Source organism: Kordiimonas pumila, from assembly GCF_015240255.1.
Classification (GTDB): Bacteria; Pseudomonadota; Alphaproteobacteria; order Sphingomonadales; family Kordiimonadaceae; genus Kordiimonas; species Kordiimonas pumila.
On sequence record NZ_CP061205.1, the window covers coordinates 3341974 to 3358484 of the forward strand.

The 16511-nt window shown below is 45.7% G+C and carries 11 protein-coding genes; 2 read left to right on the plus strand and 9 right to left on the minus strand.

The window, feature by feature from the left end; translation table 11 throughout:
- Positions 1-31 precede the first annotated feature (31 nt).
- Entirely contained in the window at positions 32-1285 is a 1254-nt protein-coding gene (locus ICL80_RS14775; protein ID WP_194213503.1) for a spinster family MFS transporter, read from the minus strand.
- A complete protein-coding gene (locus tag ICL80_RS14780; protein WP_228073583.1) occupies positions 1282-2085 on the minus strand; it encodes a cysteine hydrolase family protein in 804 nt (267 codons plus the stop codon). Before ICL80_RS14780 ends, ICL80_RS14775 begins: the two co-directional genes overlap by 4 nt.
- A 243-nt stretch (positions 2086-2328) precedes the next feature.
- Here ICL80_RS14780 and ICL80_RS14785 point away from each other — a divergent pair, with 243 nt between their 5' ends.
- Complete coding sequence (locus ICL80_RS14785; protein WP_194213504.1) at positions 2329-2835, plus strand: winged helix DNA-binding protein; 507 nt, start codon at positions 2329-2331, stop codon at positions 2833-2835.
- Between the two features lie 65 nt (positions 2836-2900).
- On the opposite strand, the gene ICL80_RS14790 is transcribed toward ICL80_RS14785, so the two are convergent.
- From ICL80_RS14790 to ICL80_RS14810, 5 genes are all read right to left on the minus strand, one after another.
- Positions 2901-3455, minus strand: a complete 555-nt coding sequence (locus ICL80_RS14790; protein ID WP_194213505.1) for a hypothetical protein — start codon at positions 3453-3455, stop codon at positions 2901-2903.
- 117 nt (positions 3456-3572) lie between these two features.
- A complete protein-coding gene (locus ICL80_RS14795) occupies positions 3573-5915 on the minus strand; it encodes a TonB-dependent receptor (RefSeq protein ID WP_194213506.1) in 2343 nt (780 codons plus the stop codon).
- A 75-nt stretch (positions 5916-5990) separates the two neighbouring features.
- Positions 5991-6437 carry a hypothetical protein gene (locus ICL80_RS14800; RefSeq protein ID WP_194213507.1) on the minus strand — a complete coding sequence of 149 codons (447 nt, stop codon included), beginning with the start codon at positions 6435-6437 and terminating at the stop codon, positions 5991-5993.
- A 325-nt stretch (positions 6438-6762) separates the two neighbouring features.
- Entirely contained in the window at positions 6763-9105 is a 2343-nt protein-coding gene (locus ICL80_RS14805; protein ID WP_194213508.1) for a serine hydrolase, read from the minus strand.
- Between the two features lie 9 nt (positions 9106-9114).
- On the minus strand, positions 9115-11049 hold the full coding sequence (locus tag ICL80_RS14810) for a CocE/NonD family hydrolase (protein WP_228073585.1): 1935 nt from the start codon (positions 11047-11049) through the stop codon (positions 9115-9117).
- A gap of 375 nt (positions 11050-11424) precedes the next feature.
- On the opposite strand from ICL80_RS14810, the gene ICL80_RS14815 reads away from it, so the two are divergent.
- The gene (locus ICL80_RS14815; RefSeq protein ID WP_194213509.1) at positions 11425-11859 is read left to right on the plus strand and encodes an RrF2 family transcriptional regulator; all 435 of its coding nucleotides are present in this window, start codon (positions 11425-11427) and stop codon (positions 11857-11859) included.
- A 61-nt stretch (positions 11860-11920) separates the two neighbouring features.
- On the opposite strand, the gene ICL80_RS14820 is transcribed toward ICL80_RS14815, so the two are convergent.
- Positions 11921-14641 carry a LuxR C-terminal-related transcriptional regulator gene (locus tag ICL80_RS14820; RefSeq protein ID WP_194213510.1) on the minus strand — a complete coding sequence of 907 codons (2721 nt, stop codon included), beginning with the start codon at positions 14639-14641 and terminating at the stop codon, positions 11921-11923.
- Positions 14642-14703: 62 nt separating this feature from the next.
- Complete coding sequence (locus ICL80_RS14825; RefSeq protein ID WP_194213511.1) at positions 14704-16461, minus strand: amidohydrolase; 1758 nt, start codon at positions 16459-16461, stop codon at positions 14704-14706.
- Between the last annotated feature and the right edge of the window lie 50 nt (positions 16462-16511).

Here is a 16511-nt window from a genome sequence, read left to right on the forward strand (position 1 = left end):
ATTTCTTCCACTCGTTATCGCGGACACAGCATCAAGATAAAGCATCACTGTGTTTATTCTTTTCAAATGACATATAAAGGAATGTTAGTCCAAAAAAAGTAACAAGAAGAATAGACACACTAAGCGCATATGCGATTGAAAACACGCCCACTGTAGGCGCAAATTTATCGCTCATAAAGCCAACAAATGGCAGTCCAAAGGTAAGCGATGAGATATTTGCGATTGAGACACTGATCGCCACCGCGAGTGCCCTAACCTCTGCTGGTGCCTCACGTTGAATCAACGTAACTGCAGGGCTAAGATAAGCAAACACGCATATGTTAAAGGCAAACATAGCCACTACAGCAAGCATAAAATGAGCTGTAAACAGTGTTACCAGCAGGCAGGGAATACACAGAATGGTCGCACCAAAAAGCACCTTAAACTCAACATACTTTACTTTGGCCCTGAAATAATCACAGATAAAGCCACCGCCCAAAACACCAATACCCCCCCCAAGCCCTATGGCAAAGCCTGTATAAATACCTATTTCTGCCGTAGCTATGCCGTGTACCCGAATAAAAAACGCTGGCAACCAAGCCCCACCAGCATAAACAGTGAATGTAGCACAGGCCAAAAACACTGCAAGAAAACGCAAGTGCTGTGTCTGCCACAGCACTAAAAGCGATGCTTTCAAGCTTGGTGGCTCAGGTCTAGTGCCCGATACAGCGCGTGGGTCGCGCAGAGTTAATAAAATAATGACCGCCAATATTATGCCCGGGATGCCTGCCGCAATGAACGCTGCGCGCCACCCCCAAGCTGCCCCTGCCATACCGCCTAGAAACATGCCTAAAAAGCTCCCGATAGGGGCACCAAGGAGCAGTATAGACATTGCTGTTCCCCGGGTTTTTTCTGGGAAAAAATCTGGCACAAGAGTTGTGCTAGCGGGATGAGAACCAGCCTCGCCCACACCAACACCCATGCGCGCAAGGAATAGCTGGGTGAAGTTCACGGCAAACCCGCTAAGCGCTGTAAAACAGCTCCACAGCATTAGAGCTGCTGAAATTAACCGAACACGGTTCACCCGATCAGCCAAACGACCCAGCGGAATACCAAGAATGGAGTAAAAAATACCAAATGCCGTACCTGTTAAAAGCCCAAGCTCGGTATCCGTAATATCAAGGTCTGTTTTTATATCCTGCGCGAGAATATTGATCACATGCCGGTCAAACAAATTTAAAACACTAACTGAAAACAGCAGGAATAATGCCCAGTTCCGAGAGCCTGCTTCTGTCTTTTTGTTCATGCTGATGCCAAGCTTTTAACAACATCAGAAGATGTAACTGTAAACCCAAAACAAAAGCGCACGTTATGGTAAGTTGCTTGCAGGCAAAAATCAGGTGATGTCGTTGCAGTGCAATCTTCCAGCAGGATTGTATCATAGCCGTGGAAATTGGCATCCATCAGCGTGCCTAAAACACAGTGGTCCGCATTCACCCCTGCAAACATGACAGTTTTAATTCCCATGTTACGCAAAATGGAATCCAACGGCGTATCCCAAAACCCGCTAATACGATGCTTATCGACATACACATCATCAAGGCCTTGCGTCAGATCAGCAATAATCTCAGCGCCCCAGCTACCCTTCTGCAATACATTATAGGTTCGCACAGAGCTTTGCAGCGTGCCTGACAAACCCGGTGCCATGCCATTAGGATTAAAAGGGTGCTGCGTACTGGGTGACAAATTGTGTTTATCTGGGCGCACCCCCCATCTAACCCATATAACCGGAACATTGTTTGCGCGCAGGCTTTTGGTAACCGCATTGATGGGCAGTGCAAGCGAACGCGCTGGCGCAGTATCAATGCCCATACCGCCGATCCAGCCTTCTGGGTGGCAAAAATCATTCTGCATATCAATAATAATCAAGGCTGTTTTGGCCATATCCACAATCAAACTTTGCGGCTGTGCTTTTAATTCTACAGCTTTTGCCGCCATTTCTTGCCGGCGCATATCAACCACATGATCACTTAGGCGGTAGCTATTACGGCTAGCTTCGCCTAGCTCAAACCAGCTTTTTGTATCGGGAAGCATATTCCTGTCCATGATTACCCCTCACAGTTGGTGCAGCCATCTGGCCCATTGTTTATTTTAACAATTTATATACATATCATTTATAATTTATCAACGAAATATATTTTAAATGCTATTATTTTAAAATCAATAACATGGTAACAAAACATCTAAATCATGAGATTATTAAAACAAAACATTGACAAGCCACGGATTTAAAGTTCCATACTGCCCTCCTGCAGATATGATTTTTTACGACGATTAAAGGGGATAATTATGTCGACGAAACAAAAGCAACCTGAGCATTCCATTGATGGTGACCAGCTATCAGAACTAGAACTGACCCTTACAGTTCTATGGAATTCTGTGCGCCGGTGGATGAGCCAGCGCAGCAACTCAAGCTCTATTAATGGCCTGTCTGACATCGACGTTTTTCTGCTGCACTTACTCGTGTACAGAAACCGCCAACTGCGAGGCATTGATCTGGCCTTTGCCCTTTCAATTGAGGACATGCATCTGGTTTCATATTCACTAAAAAAGCTTGCGCGCCTTGGCCTGACAACCAGCGAAAAAATCGGCAAAGAAGTGTTTTATTCAGCAACAGATATGGGCAAGGAACATTATAGCGACTTCCAGAATGATCGTAAAAAATTTCTGGAACCAGCTATTAATTTCATTTCCCATCCAGACTATGACATTCAGGCACTAAACAGCTTCCTAAGGGCAATTTCTGGTGCTTATGAACAGGCTGCACGGTCTGCGGCCTCCACTAAAGGGCACTAAATAGTATATCAAGCGTAGCGGCGCAAAACCACACCCGCTACGCTATAAACCAGCAGTCTTCTTAACTACTCGGGCGCAGCAAAAACCATTGGCCCCGCTGAAAACCAGTCAAAGTCATCTATGTAAGTGTTCACTCCTTCGCTTGTGGTCAGTGTGAAGGTGCAAAGCATACGTTTGCCTTCGTTCATCACCGTGCAGTCTTCTGAGTAACTACCAAGCCCGGGAATATCACCGTGGTTCAAGACCCGCCCTTTTTCTGGCGATGAGACAACAGTCATCATACCACTGCCCTTAACCTCTACTGGCTCGCCGCCGTATTCACCGTCCCACGAGGTTACCCTTACATGACCCTCAGGGTCTGCTTCCACAGAAACCCAAACAAGCCGCTGGCCGTCATCTTTGATCACCCACAATGTGTGAGTGCCCGGCATAAACTTTTTCGAACGTTCCTGATTAAGAACCCATATACCTTCAGGCATATTGCCTTTGTAATCCGCTGGCCCAGCTTGGTCGGCATGACAGCCTGATGCTAAAGCTGCAAGCGAGATACTGCCGCATAGAAGCAGCCCAGAGGCTTTTTTCAATATACGAGTAACTGGACGTACAATAGTCACAAACATTTCGGAGGCTCCTTAGCTTTTACATGCGCCTTAATTTACCATAGCAATCTTGGTGATAGCAGGAAAGAAAAGGGCAGCCACTTTATGCTGCCCTTAGTGTTTTATCCTTCAAGCAGGCTAGAATTGATACCGCGCCTGGAACATAATCTGGCGTGGTGGTTCCTGCCCCTGAAAGAGACTACCAAAAGAGGTTGGTTGATACCCAGAGAAATTAATCACGGTTTTATCAAACAGGTTTTTACCAATGATATCAAAGCCCCAGCCACTGTCCGCAATATCAAGCGACAGGCGCGCATCCATACGGCCATAGCTATCCTGAATGGATTGTTCATCATCTGTAGAGTAGGTAAAATAACTGCTAGAGAAAATACCAATCACCTCGGCTGTCATCGTATAATCTTCTGACACATCATACGTATAGGTTGCAGCAACATTACCGCTCCACTTCGGTGAATAGAGCGTGGGACGACCACTTAAATCCTGTACAGTTTCACCCTCATATTGCTGCGCATAGGTTGGTGCAGCATTAGGATAGCTACGGTATGTTGAATCCAGATAGGTGGCATTAGCTGCAACCTTGAAGCTAGATGACACAAGCCATTGCATCTCCAGTTCCACACCTTTTGAACGCGAAGCAGCTGCGTTGCGAACGATATTAATGAGGCCACCGTTGCTATTAGTACCCTGAATAGAAACCTGCAGATCAGAAAAGTCGTTCCAGAACAAAGCAAGATTCATGCTGACAGTGTTATCCAGAAACTCACCCTTGATACCCAGTTCGTAAGCATCAACAAATTCTGGGTTAAACGGATAGTTAACCGGGTCTGCAGATGTATCAGCAACACTGAAGCCGCCAGACTTGAAGCCGCGCGAATAGGAAATGTATGTCATCACACCATCGTTCAACTGATATTGCAGTTTGGCGGATGGCAACAGGGCATCGTCCTTGCGGTCAAGATTAATAACGCCAACATTACCAAGCCCAAGCGAACCTGCTATAGCTTCAACATCAGCAGGGAACCGTTCAACGCCGCCGTAATTCTCAGTTGCGGTGCCGTAAATTAGTGCCCAGTCAAAATCTTTCTTCACGATACTGCCGCGAATACCGCCAATAAGTTTCAACCTGTCAGTCACATTCCAAGTGAAAGACCCAAAGGCTGAGTAAATATCTTCGGTTTGGTATGCGTTTACACGCTGGCCAAGTGGCAGATAAGGGGCTAAGGGCGCAATGCCGGAGAACGGGCCTGTCAAGAAGAAATAGCTCAGTGATTGCTCAATATCGAGCGTATAGTGCTGGTAGTAAACACCGGCCATATATTCAAACGTTTCACCGACAGGCGATGCAATCCTGAATTCCTGACTGAACTGTTTGTATTCCTCTGGCGCTTGAACATTTAACAAGTGCTGTGTTGTGCCATCATCATCCAGATCAAGGTTATATTTATAACCGCCGTAACCTGTTGTAGATGTAAGAGTATGATCCCCCATCTGGTAGTTAATGGTCAGAACACCTTCATATGTTTTGAGGCGGATTTCGTTACCTTCGTTTGCGACATACTCTTTTGTGTCCAGACCAATTGGCACACCTTCAGAAAGGTTCAAGGCACAAAAGCCTGCTGCTGTATAAGGCTCTGGCGGCGGGCAATCTTCTTGGCGCAGGATCAAGCCGCCTTTATTTACGCTTTTACCAAATTCGCCTTTTAGAATGATCTCAAGATCTTCCGATGGTTCATAAAGCGCCGTAGCACGGAAAGCATAGTTATCTTCATTAGGTGAGCGGTCATCTGTATTAACGTTTTTCAAATAGCCCTTTTGGCCATTAAGTGTGCCTGCAAAACGCAGTGCTAGTTCATCTGTAACCGGTGTGTTCACCGCGCCCTCTAAGGCATAGTTGCCGCCGTTTGAGCCACCAGGACCAATAAGGCCGCGGGCCCAGCCTTCCGTTTCGTGGCTTGGTTTTTTAGTAACAATATTAAAAGCACCCGCGATAGCGCTGTTACCAAAAAAGGTACTTTGTGGGCCTTTCAAAATCTCTACATGGTCAAGATCAAGGAACGTTGCCGCCGAATTACGTGAGCGGCCATGGTAGATATTATCAACAAATGTACCGACAGATTGATCAAATGACTGGCTTTCACCAGACCCCGTACCGCGCATATAATAGGTACTGGAGCGACCACTACCAGCAACATGGATAGACGGGTACAATTCAGCGAGCGTTACAACAGATGTCAGGTTTTGCTGGGCAATAGCAGCAGCTCCCACAACCTGCACTGATATTGGCACATCTTGCAGGCTTTCATTCCGTTTCTGCGCCGTCACCACAATCTCTTCAAACGAAAAATCGCTCGTGTCTGCAGCCGTACTTGCCGGTGCAATAGCGGCTGAAGCAGTTAAGAGCGCCACATAACCACAACCACTGCGTAAGCTTTTTTGAATCTTTTTATTTGTTATTTTCATTCCAACCTCCCAATTAGCTTCTCATGTTTTGAAGCTGCTTTCTACTGAAACCAAATCTCTTTCAACCCCGCAAAATTAGGCACTAGGGTCATCCACAATCCCAATCATATGATGATCAAATATCTGCCAAACTTCGCCGTTATGCCGCCAGCCATTCAGGTACGCGACAGATTTACCGTGCGTTAATTCGGCGAGATCACTTCCTGAGGGCATGCCTTCAGCAATGGCTGAATTGTCACTAAATTCTTCTTCGTTGTATTTAACGATACCAATAGTAACGACCGTATTAGCGCTCACTTGCTGCGCCGTTACTTTCTGCCACTCGGTGTCCATTTTTTCGATGGCTTTATCGAGCTCAATCATTTTTGCTTTATCAACAAAAAGCGTTGGCCATGGTTGGGCTGTTCCTGAAAAGTCATCGGCAAAATGACGCTCAAACCAATCATATTGCTTGTTTGCAATCGCAGCGCCCCACTGGTCATACAAAACCTTAAACTGCTGAGACAAAGCATCCATAGTCATATTCACTCTCCCTTACGCTGCATGACAAACCACCACACAGCATTACTCCAAGACCATACTAGTAGAATCATGACGATAATTTATTAATTTACTTATAAAATGTCAATAAATTATCATCGTAATGTATTCATAATGAATATATCGGAGAGTAAAACACGAACTACGTGTGAAAAATAATAATATAAAACAAATAGATAATTATATTCAGGCGTCAAAAAGCAAACATGCCTGCAAAGGCAAAAGCCATATGCAAGCATGCAAGGTCGGTTTAAAATAATGTAATTCTGGCTACACCCGCCTCTAGCAGCGGGTGTAATACAGCTTCTTAATGTGCAGGTTTTATATTTTCAAAAATAGCATTCTGCACCGCGTAGGAACGCCAATCATCAAAATCAAAGTGCCACCATTCATACTCGTAAACGGTAAAGTCTTCAGCTTCCATTGCCGTTTTCAACACGTTACGGTGCCAACGTTGCAGCGATGTCCCCCCCGGATAGTAGGGGAATGAACGCTCAGACATTTCATCATACAGACCAACCATTTTAATAGGCTCCCCTGTTTTCAGATCATAAAGTGTCAGATCAACTGCGGAGCCCCTATTGTGGCGTGACCCCTGCGATGGGTCTGCTACAAAGTCTTTGCCAGACATAGGTGTCGCATCCCAGAAAATTTTGGTGACGTACCAAGGCCTATAAGCATCATGAATAAGCAGGCCGTATCCTTGTTTTTTCAGCCTTTTTGCCGCCCGGCCAAGTGCCTCTGCGGCAGGGCGCTGCATAAAGGCCCGAGCAGACGAATAAACTGGTGTACCAAGGAAGTTATCATTCGATGCATAGCGGATATCAAGTTTAATATTGTCGCTGTAAGCTGTCACATCCACTAGGTCAGACTGCTTAAAGGTGCCGTCTTCATGAGGCGGGCTGGCAGCAAGTGCTTCTTTCCTCAATTCTGCAATAGGCTTCACCGGGTCAATCTTGAAGACATGGCCATCAATACCGCCAACCTCTCTTCTTTCAAAAGAAATACCATTAAGGCTAGCCGTATAGACTTTATCCTCACTGTTCTTTTTAAAGGTTATTTCTTCATTTGGGTACAGGCCATGTGGAGGAAACTTAAAAGTGCCATTCCCCAAATCGGTAAGCGGATAATCAGTCGCCCATTCAATAAGGGCATGCAGCTTGCCGTCTCTTTCGCTGATATACAAAACATTATGGTCCCAGCCATACTCCCCAAGATACTGTACCCATTCCGGCTTAACAGGAGCGGGCTTAACATCTTCTGCAGCAGCATAGTCTTTGCCAAAGACAGTAACGCTAGCATCCGTAAAGCGAATATCTTCACTGTAAGCGACCATATCATCAATAACGATAGCATGGTTGTCTGTTGCTCGAAGCCTCAGTGACAGGTCATTAACGCGCTCTATATAAAGGTCTTTAAACAGGCGGTATATTCTAATGCTTTCATCCTGGTTTTTATAAAGCCCTGCCACTTTGGCAACCATGTCATCAGAAACAGGCTTTGTATATGTATAAACAGGTAACGGCTTGCCTTCTTTTTGGGCCATAAGCGCCCTGAGGGCATAATCCGCAATCCTGTTAACAATGCCGTTTGCCATATCCATATTGGTTGAAATGGCTACACCGATCTTTTTGTTCGGCAACACTTTCATTTGCGTCGCAAAACCATAAATAGCACCGCCGTGCGAGACAGACTTTTCTCCGTCCAGTTCACTCAGCATAAAACCGATACCAAACGAACGATCACGGGCGCTTTTCACATCTCCTTGCGGGGACCACATTTGATCAAGCGTATCTTCTTCAATAAAACGGCCATTTACGCCCTGCCCCTTATCTATAAGCGCTTTCATGAACAGGGCCAGATCACCCATTGTCGCATACATGCAGCCAGCAGGTGCGATACCCAGCTCAAATGTTGGAGCAATAGAACGAGTACCCTGATAATTTATCATATAAGCTTCAGGGAGACTTTTCCGAACATGAGCAGACGGCACAAAGGCACTGTCTTTCATACCAAGAGGTTGTAGAAGATTAGTCTCCAGAACCTCTGCAAATGGCTTGCCTGCAACCTTTTCCAGAACTCGGCCCACAACAGCAATGCCTGCATTTGAATATTGCACCTTTGTCTTTGGTGCATATACCAGTGTTGTACCGTTCAGGCTTTGAACAGTTTCAGCTAAGGACGGCGCTTCAGGGTCAAAATAACTACCAACAGGCGTTTCCCGCACCAGACCTGATGAATGGCTCATCAGCATACGCAGCGTAATAGGGGTGCCGTAAGGGTTATGGGGTTTAAAGTCTGGCAAATATGTTGTTACAGGAACATCAAGGTCCAGCAGGCCTTTCTCAACATAATGCATAACGGCAATGTCAGTGAATAGTTTTGAAACTGATCCAATGCGGTACGTAGTATCATTATCAGCCTGTAGGCTTGGGTTCTTTGCATCAGCACCTACACCGCCCGACCAAACAATGCCGTTTTCGTCAACAAGCACAATAGACAGCATTGGCAAGCCTTTATCTGCTGCTTCATGCTCAATAATATCCTGTACCTTTTTAAAAGGTGCACCCGCATCTTCTGCAACAAGAGGTATCACTGCCAGCAAGCAGGCAGTGATACATGCGGTGATAACCATATAAAAGCGTTTCATACTCTTACCTTACTGCGCTGCGCTAGCGGTTACATCTTGGTTACCGGTCAAGACAGGTAGCTCCAGATGAGACGGAAACTGGACGGAGCGATAAATATCATGCTCGGCAGTCTTAAAGTCTTTTTCCGTTGCACGATAAATATCCATAAATTGCTGCGGGTTGCGGTCGTAAGCCGGGAACCAGCTACTATGAACCTGCACCATAATCCGGTGCCCCTTTTTAAAAGTATGGAACTTATCCCAGATATTGAACGAAATAGGGGTCACTTTGCCCGGCTTAAGTGGTTTTGGGTCACTCATGCTTTCACGGTATTTAGCGCGCATAACTTCAACACCAACCAGCATCTGATAATCACCCATTTTTACCTTTTGATGTTCAATCTCCACATCGGGCGCATCGCCAGGGTACACATCAATCAGTTTCACAAAATAGTCTGCGTCTGTCCCTGTTGTCGATACAAATAGACTAGCAAGAATAGGCCCTGCAATGGTGATGTCCTCCTCTAAAACATCGGTACGGTATGTCAGAACATCAGGTCGCGTAGACACTTGGCGCTGGTCTTCTATCATCCAGTCATGGCCCGGCGCTGTGATAATCTCGGTTGAAAAGGGTACAGGCTTTGCCGGGTCATTCACATATTTATCAAATGCTTTTTTGCTTTTATCGGCAGGTTTATTGAACGACAGCTTGCCGCCTTCCTGAAAATACAGGTTTTTAACTTTACTGGCTTTAGGCGGCCACTGGTCAAACCTGTGCCACTCATTGTTGCCGGTTTCAAATACAATTGCCTCAGCCGGGTTCCAGTCCCCCTTGCCTTTCAGGTTATATTCAAAGAACGGGAACACAATGTTCTTTTGGTAATATTCAGAGGTTTTTGAACCAAACTGAATATCCCCAAGATATGAACCATCCATAGTAAGCCAGCCGCCATGACGCCACGGCCCCACAACAAGCGTACTCTTGTTGCCCGGCGTGGTTTTTTCTATCTCGTTATAAATAGAGATCGGGCCGTAAAAGTCTTCTGCATCAAACCAGCCTGCCACATTTAAAATGGAGTGGTTGATGTTTTTCATGTGCGGCAAAGCCACCTGATCTTTCCAAAACTTATCATAGTTAGGATGGTCGATAAAATCATTCCATGCAGGAATGGCGCCGCCGAAATATTTTTCATTCAGTTCTGATGTTGGTCCTGCATTCAAAAAGAACTCATAACCCCACGGGGTTCCATAATCAAAAGGCTTGGCAAGCTCGGTGGTTAGATCATCACGCTTGCGCGCTGCAAAGTTCATCCAGCTAAAGCTATACATCAGCCGGAAAGCACCATTATGGTGCCAGTCATCGCCGACAAACATATCAGACGGTGAGGCTTGCGGTGATGAAGCAACAAGCGCCGGGTGCGCATCCACCATACCCATTACGGTTGTCCAGCCGGGATAGGAAATGCCCCACTGCCCTACCTTGCCGTTATTTCCTTCTATATTATGCAGCAACCACTCAATGGTATCATAGTTATCTGTACTGGCATCAATAGCGACAGGATCATCCTTGTTGTCACGAATGCTGCGAATAACCTTAAAGTCACCTTCTGACTTATAAGTGCCGCGCAGGTCCTGCAAAACAATGATATACCCCGACTTCAGGAAATCAACCGACGGTGCCATGCGCATAACAGGCGGAAAATCATCACCGTAAGCTTTAATGGAATAAGGTGTTCTGAACAAAAGAATAGGATAGTCTTTTGAACGGTCCTTCGGCCGGTACACCGCAGTGAACATCTTTTTGCCGTCACGCATGGGGATAGAATATTCCGCCTTGTCGTAGTGCGCTTTAACATCGTAGTTTTCATTTGCATCAGCATACACTGGCGGCTGTGCCAAAAGCATGACCAGAACAACTGCAGGCCAAAGTGCCACCTTGTTCAAAACCCTATATATCTGTATCATTAACATTCTCCCCAGAATGATTTTCTGCACATTCACCCATATACCACGCATACCATTTTGATATATTATCTCAATGTAGGTTTGGCGTATCTATTGGAATAAAGCAGCTAAAATTAATTATTAGGCAGCCATAATATATAAATATAATGCATTGTAAACATATATGGCAGCTATAATAATAAGATGGAGTGTGAGATGTTGACAACGATATGGAGGCTATAAACTCACCAAAAGCCAATGCCTAGCCATTTCAAAGCCCTGCTATACAAATTTCTGGTAAATACTCTGCATATCCACTAACAAACTACATGATAAGTAGAGAATACATACAGTTCTCCGCTCTGGTTAGTATCAAACCCTTATTCAGGAATAGGTATGATATCGCAAAAAGCCAAATATGCTCTTCGTGCCCTTTTAGAACTCGCGAAAACAAAGCCAGGTGAAGCACTTCTGATTACAGAAATCGCTGCACGCCAAAATATTCCTAAAAAATTTCTTGAGCAAATCTTGCTCGACCTTAAACACCAAGGCCTATTACATAGTAAGCGGGGGCGCGGCGGCGGTTACAGCCTTTTAAGGGCCCCCAATCTTATTAGCTTTGGCCAAGTTTTGCGTATCATTGATGGCCCGATGGCCCCCTTACCCTGCCTTAGCCGCATGGCTTACCGGCTCTGTGAAGATTGTACAGACGAGCATGCCTGCGAAATTCGTCGCGTTTTTGCTACCGCTTATGAACAAACAGCCAAGGTTCTTGATAGCACGACGCTGGCTGATGCTATTACCGCAGGGAAGCTTCCTATAGAGCCTTAGAGCGCCTACTATACAAGCCAGCAGGCTAATAGAACAGACCAGTTAGTAGATATGCCACTAACTAAGACGAATACTCAGGTACCATGCCCTGGTTTCTTACAAGCTGTACTAATTCGCTCCGTTTTGACACATCAAACTTGGCAAAAATGCTCTTCAGGCGGTATTTAACTGTGTTGGGGGAAATACCCAGTTGGAGCGCAATTTCCTTATTGGAAAACCCATGCACTAATTCTTTTAAAACCTCTATTTCGGCTATGGTTAAAGCATTTTCATCCTTTAACCTGCTTTTCTCCCAATTCTTCATGTCTCTTTTAAGGTCGATAAGAAAATTTGTTCGGTATCTGTCTGCCGGTAGCAGCGTATCGCTCTTAAGAATTAAGGTCACAAGCGGCAGTAACCAGTAGGTATAGTTGATATATGTTTGCTTAAACCCTTTAAAAAGGCCTTCCTGCAAAGCCTGATCAAACAGGGCTGCAGCTTGCATTGTATCCCCCCGGCCATACCGCGAAATGGCAGCAACACTATACAGAGCAATAAGATGGCGGGTATCCCCTGAAGCTTCTGCGGCCTTACTGTGCTCCGCAATAAGGGCATCTACCTGTTCATGCTGTCCATTAGACAGATAAAAAATACCAAGCCCAATCGCTATATGACCACTCATAAAATGGAAGGGCTGTTTTTCAGTTTCCAGCGCGGCTTCAAGGGAGCCAACATAAGGCTGAGCTTCCATATGCTGGCCGTTCTGGCATAAATAAAAAATAGTCTCGCAGTCAGCGAGCAGTGAAAGGCGCTTCAAATACCGCGATTTTGCAACGGCCTTTGCGCGTTCCAGCAATCCAAGAACCTCATTAATGCCAGAGCGCTGCCAAGCAATAGCAGCGGCAGATGAATATGCTGCTGCATACAGTTCAAACCAGCCATCGGCTTGTTCAATAAGTGATAAGGCATCTAAAAGTCTGGTTTCTGCCTCATCAAAGGCATGCCGTTCAACAAGAAGCTCCGCTAGAAAAATGGCATTATGGGCTGCAAGGTCCGTGTTTTCCCCAAGGCGAATATCAATTTCTTTTTCATTTTGTCTAAGAATAACTTCTGCCTCATCCAGCCTGCCTTGCGCAAAATATGCCTGTACCTGCTTAAACCTTATAAACATTTCACCGTACAGGGATTGTAAAATGCGGTAGTGGCTTGCCGCCTCAGCACACGCTTCGTGTGTTTGCCGAAACAGGCGCATAGCATAACATTTTGTTGCCAGCGAATCTGACAGCAACGCGTGTAACAGATGGTCCTGCTTTGGGATTTGCTGTTTCAGGGCCTCTATCTCGCTAATCTCTTCAAACGAAACACGGTCATCGGCATAATCTGAAAGGGTATTTTCGATTATCTTATGATCGATCATATCCTGCTCAGACCACAGGTCGTTATTATCCGTGTTTAACTGCTTAAACCGCTGGTGCGCTTCATCAATATTACCCGCCTTGATCAGCAAAAAAACCCGCGCCAGTAAAAGCTTCGGAAAATTCTCAATTGCAGCATCAGCAAGCTTATGGATAGCGGCACGGATAATCTCGATCCGACCATCCATAACCATACGCCAGCCACCCGCATCACTTAGAATAGAGGCTGCTAAAGTATCGTTATGAGCTTGCTGTGCATGATATATGGCGCGCCTTATATACCCACGTTCTTTAAGCCATGTCGCGGCCTGCTCGTGCATCCCCTGAACTGCATCAGGATGACGCTTTTTAAGCATGTCACGTAAATATTCCAGAAAAACAGCATGAAAACGAAACCACTGACGATCGTTTTCAAGAGGTTCTAGAAAAAGGTTACGTTCATAAAGCTGTTCCAATATCAGCCAGCCATCAGAACGGTTTGTAATGGTATTAGCAATATCGCCGTTTACCCGGTCAAGAATAGCGGTTTTCATTAAAAAATCTTGCTCGTCTTCAGGCAGTTCAGACAAAACCTGTTCGGTAAGATAGCGCGCCATATCAGTTGTTTTTTCAGCAAATTCAGCTATTTGCCCAACGCGTTGCTTGCTACCTAATAACCATAACCGCAGCATCTGCAATGCCATTGGCCAGCCTTCAGTATATTGCCAAAAATTGCCTATCTGCCTTATATCCGTGTCCGACATATGAAGATCAAGCAGGCTTGCCGCCTCTTCTAGCGAAAAGCGTAAATCATTTGCGGTAATTTCAAGTAAATCATCGTGCGCACGCAGGTTTTCAAGGTCGATATTAGGTCGCCATCTAGAGGCAACTACAAAGTGCACATGTGCCGGCATATTGCGCAATAAAATGCGAAAAAAGCTGTCCGTTTCATCAGATTGAATGCGGTTATATTCATCAAGAAAAATCACCAGCGGCCTGTCACTGACAGCAACTGCGTTGATAAATATAGTCATCAAAACCTTCAATGACATTTTTTCGTCAACACGGCCAATATTTGAGAGAACGCTTTCTTCCAAGTAGCCCGACTTGATACAGGCTGTAATCACATGGATGATAAAAGCAGACTGTGAGGCCTCTTCCTCCTCCAACGTCAACCACGCTGTTGCAACTTTTTGCTTCTGAAGTGTTTTAAGCCACTGGCTTAACAGGCTGGTCTTTCCGTACCCTGCTGCCGCATGAACAACAGTAAGCCTGCAAGCCAGAATTTCCTCAATTCTGACCAGCAGGTTTCTGCGTTTTATATAGCCTTTACGACTTTGGGGTGCGAGCTTAGTAGACGCAACCATTGCTATCGAAGAAAAGGCTCCATTTTTGGTATCTGGATGCATGAACAATCATTACCCTTACCTTTAAGACAAGGTATTTTAAACACGTTCAGGTACACTTCAACCTACAATCCTTCCAGATTGCCATAAAGTGGCTTACCTTCAAACATTGTTAATAATATTTTTGTCTTTCCGATATCGTATACAGGAATAGTAAAAACATCCTGATCCACCACAACCAGATCTGCATTTTTACCAACAGTTAAAGAGCCTGTTTCATTTTCCCTATGATTTACACGGGCTACCGTCAGGGTATAGGCCTCTATTGCCTGCTCGAGAGTTACAGCTTCGTTAGGCAATAAAGGCTGCGCATCCGGGTCCCCCAGTGCTCTCCGTGTCAGCGCCACTTCAATACCCATGAAGGGTTCAGCAGGTGCAACGGACCAATCAGACCCATAAACCATTTCGCCGCCAGCCTGAAGTACACTGTGGGCAGGATAAACATGTTTCATACGCTCAGGTCCCACACGCACCGCCGTAAGCTGCATGTATGGATCCATCGTTGACCAAAGCGGCTGGAAATTGGCAAGAACGCCAAGCTCGGCAAACCTTGCCATATCTTGCGGTGTAATGAACTCGGCGTGTGTAATTTGGTGATGGTTTTTTGTAACACCATTATGCTTTCGGGCATATTCAAACGCATCAAGTGACATACGGATACCTTTGTCGCCTATAGCATGGATCATTACCTGAAAGCCCTGTTCATCAAATTGCTTCACAACTTCATTCAAAACATCCGGCTTTAATGTTGGCTCCCCATGTTCCCCGTGTGCGTCACTATAGGGTTCGAGCAACGCTGCTGTTCGCTGGGCAATAACGCCGTCAATCCATATTTTAAGGGTATGAGAAGCAATATTTGGCCCTGCAACACTTTTCGCAACCGCCATAAGGTCTGGAATCTGTTCCATGCCAGCCTCATTATTCCATTTTACCGCAACCTCAATATCTGCTGTTAAGGCATCTTCTGCCTGCAATGCCTTATAGGCTTCCACAATCGGGCTAACACCGTCAGCATTCACCTCCACGCCAGCATCCAGAATATTGGTAATGCCGATCGTGTTCAAATGGTTGATCGTATAGGTGATCGCCTTCATTAAATCTTGCTGCGTAGGACCCGGCAAATACGCGGCGACCAGATCTTTAGCTGTTTCCTGCAGACCACCAAGCAATTCACCCGTAACAGGGTCGCGGTCAATACGCCCGTTCAGAGGGTCAGGTGTATCTTTGGTGATGCCCGCAAGCTCCAGAGCTTTCGAATTTACCCATAAGCTATGCCCACCTGTCGAGCGAAAAACCAGCGGCCGGTCAGATGATATTTCATCCAGCAAGCCTTTGGGTGGTATGCCATCAGGCGGGAACAGGCCAGGCCGCCAACCCACGCCGTAAACCCATCGGTCCGTATCGGTTTCATCCACACATTTTTTAATAATATCTGTATAGGCATCAACTGTTTCTGCAGCGTGCATTGAACAGCGCGCATAAGCGAGGCCGCCGTATACCGGGTGCACATGTGCATCACCAAAGCTTGGGAGGACAAGTTTTCCGCCCAGATCAATAACTTCTGTTTTATCACCGCGCCATTTATCGGTGTCAGCATCACTGCCCACCGCCAGAATTTTACCGCCACTAATCGCCACCGAAGTAGCCCAAGGGTTATCTTTATCTACCGTATAGACTTTTGCATTTTTAAAAACGATGTCCGCTGAAGGCATACTATCAACAGATGCGTCGCATGCTGCCAAAAACATCCCACCAATTAACACGCTGAATATCTTGCTTGCGCTAGAGTTAAAAAAGAAACTCGATACCTTGCCAATCATCATTATCCCCGCCTCACTTAACCAAAAATATCATAAACACAAAAGCACCACGG

What these genes read in the sequence shown, in the direction of transcription:
- ICL80_RS14775 (WP_194213503.1), bottom strand. Translation starts at nt 1,285, where the DNA reads ATGAACAAAAAGACAGAAGCAGGCTCTCGGAACTGGGCATTATTCCTG.
- ICL80_RS14780 (WP_228073583.1), bottom strand. Translation starts at nt 2,085, where the DNA reads ATGGACAGGAATATGCTTCCCGATACAAAAAGCTGGTTTGAGCTAGGC.
- ICL80_RS14785 (WP_194213504.1), top strand. Translation starts at nt 2,329, where the DNA reads ATGTCGACGAAACAAAAGCAACCTGAGCATTCCATTGATGGTGACCAG.
- ICL80_RS14790 (WP_194213505.1), bottom strand. Translation starts at nt 3,455, where the DNA reads ATGTTTGTGACTATTGTACGTCCAGTTACTCGTATATTGAAAAAAGCC.
- ICL80_RS14795 (WP_194213506.1), bottom strand. Translation starts at nt 5,915, where the DNA reads ATGAAAATAACAAATAAAAAGATTCAAAAAAGCTTACGCAGTGGTTGT.
- ICL80_RS14800 (WP_194213507.1), bottom strand. Translation starts at nt 6,437, where the DNA reads ATGACTATGGATGCTTTGTCTCAGCAGTTTAAGGTTTTGTATGACCAG.
- ICL80_RS14805 (WP_194213508.1), bottom strand. Translation starts at nt 9,105, where the DNA reads ATGAAACGCTTTTATATGGTTATCACCGCATGTATCACTGCCTGCTTG.
- ICL80_RS14810 (WP_228073585.1), bottom strand. Translation starts at nt 11,049, where the DNA reads ATGATACAGATATATAGGGTTTTGAACAAGGTGGCACTTTGGCCTGCA.
- ICL80_RS14815 (WP_194213509.1), top strand. Translation starts at nt 11,425, where the DNA reads ATGATATCGCAAAAAGCCAAATATGCTCTTCGTGCCCTTTTAGAACTC.
- ICL80_RS14820 (WP_194213510.1), bottom strand. Translation starts at nt 14,641, where the DNA reads ATGCATCCAGATACCAAAAATGGAGCCTTTTCTTCGATAGCAATGGTT.
- ICL80_RS14825 (WP_194213511.1), bottom strand. Translation starts at nt 16,461, where the DNA reads ATGATGATTGGCAAGGTATCGAGTTTCTTTTTTAACTCTAGCGCAAGC.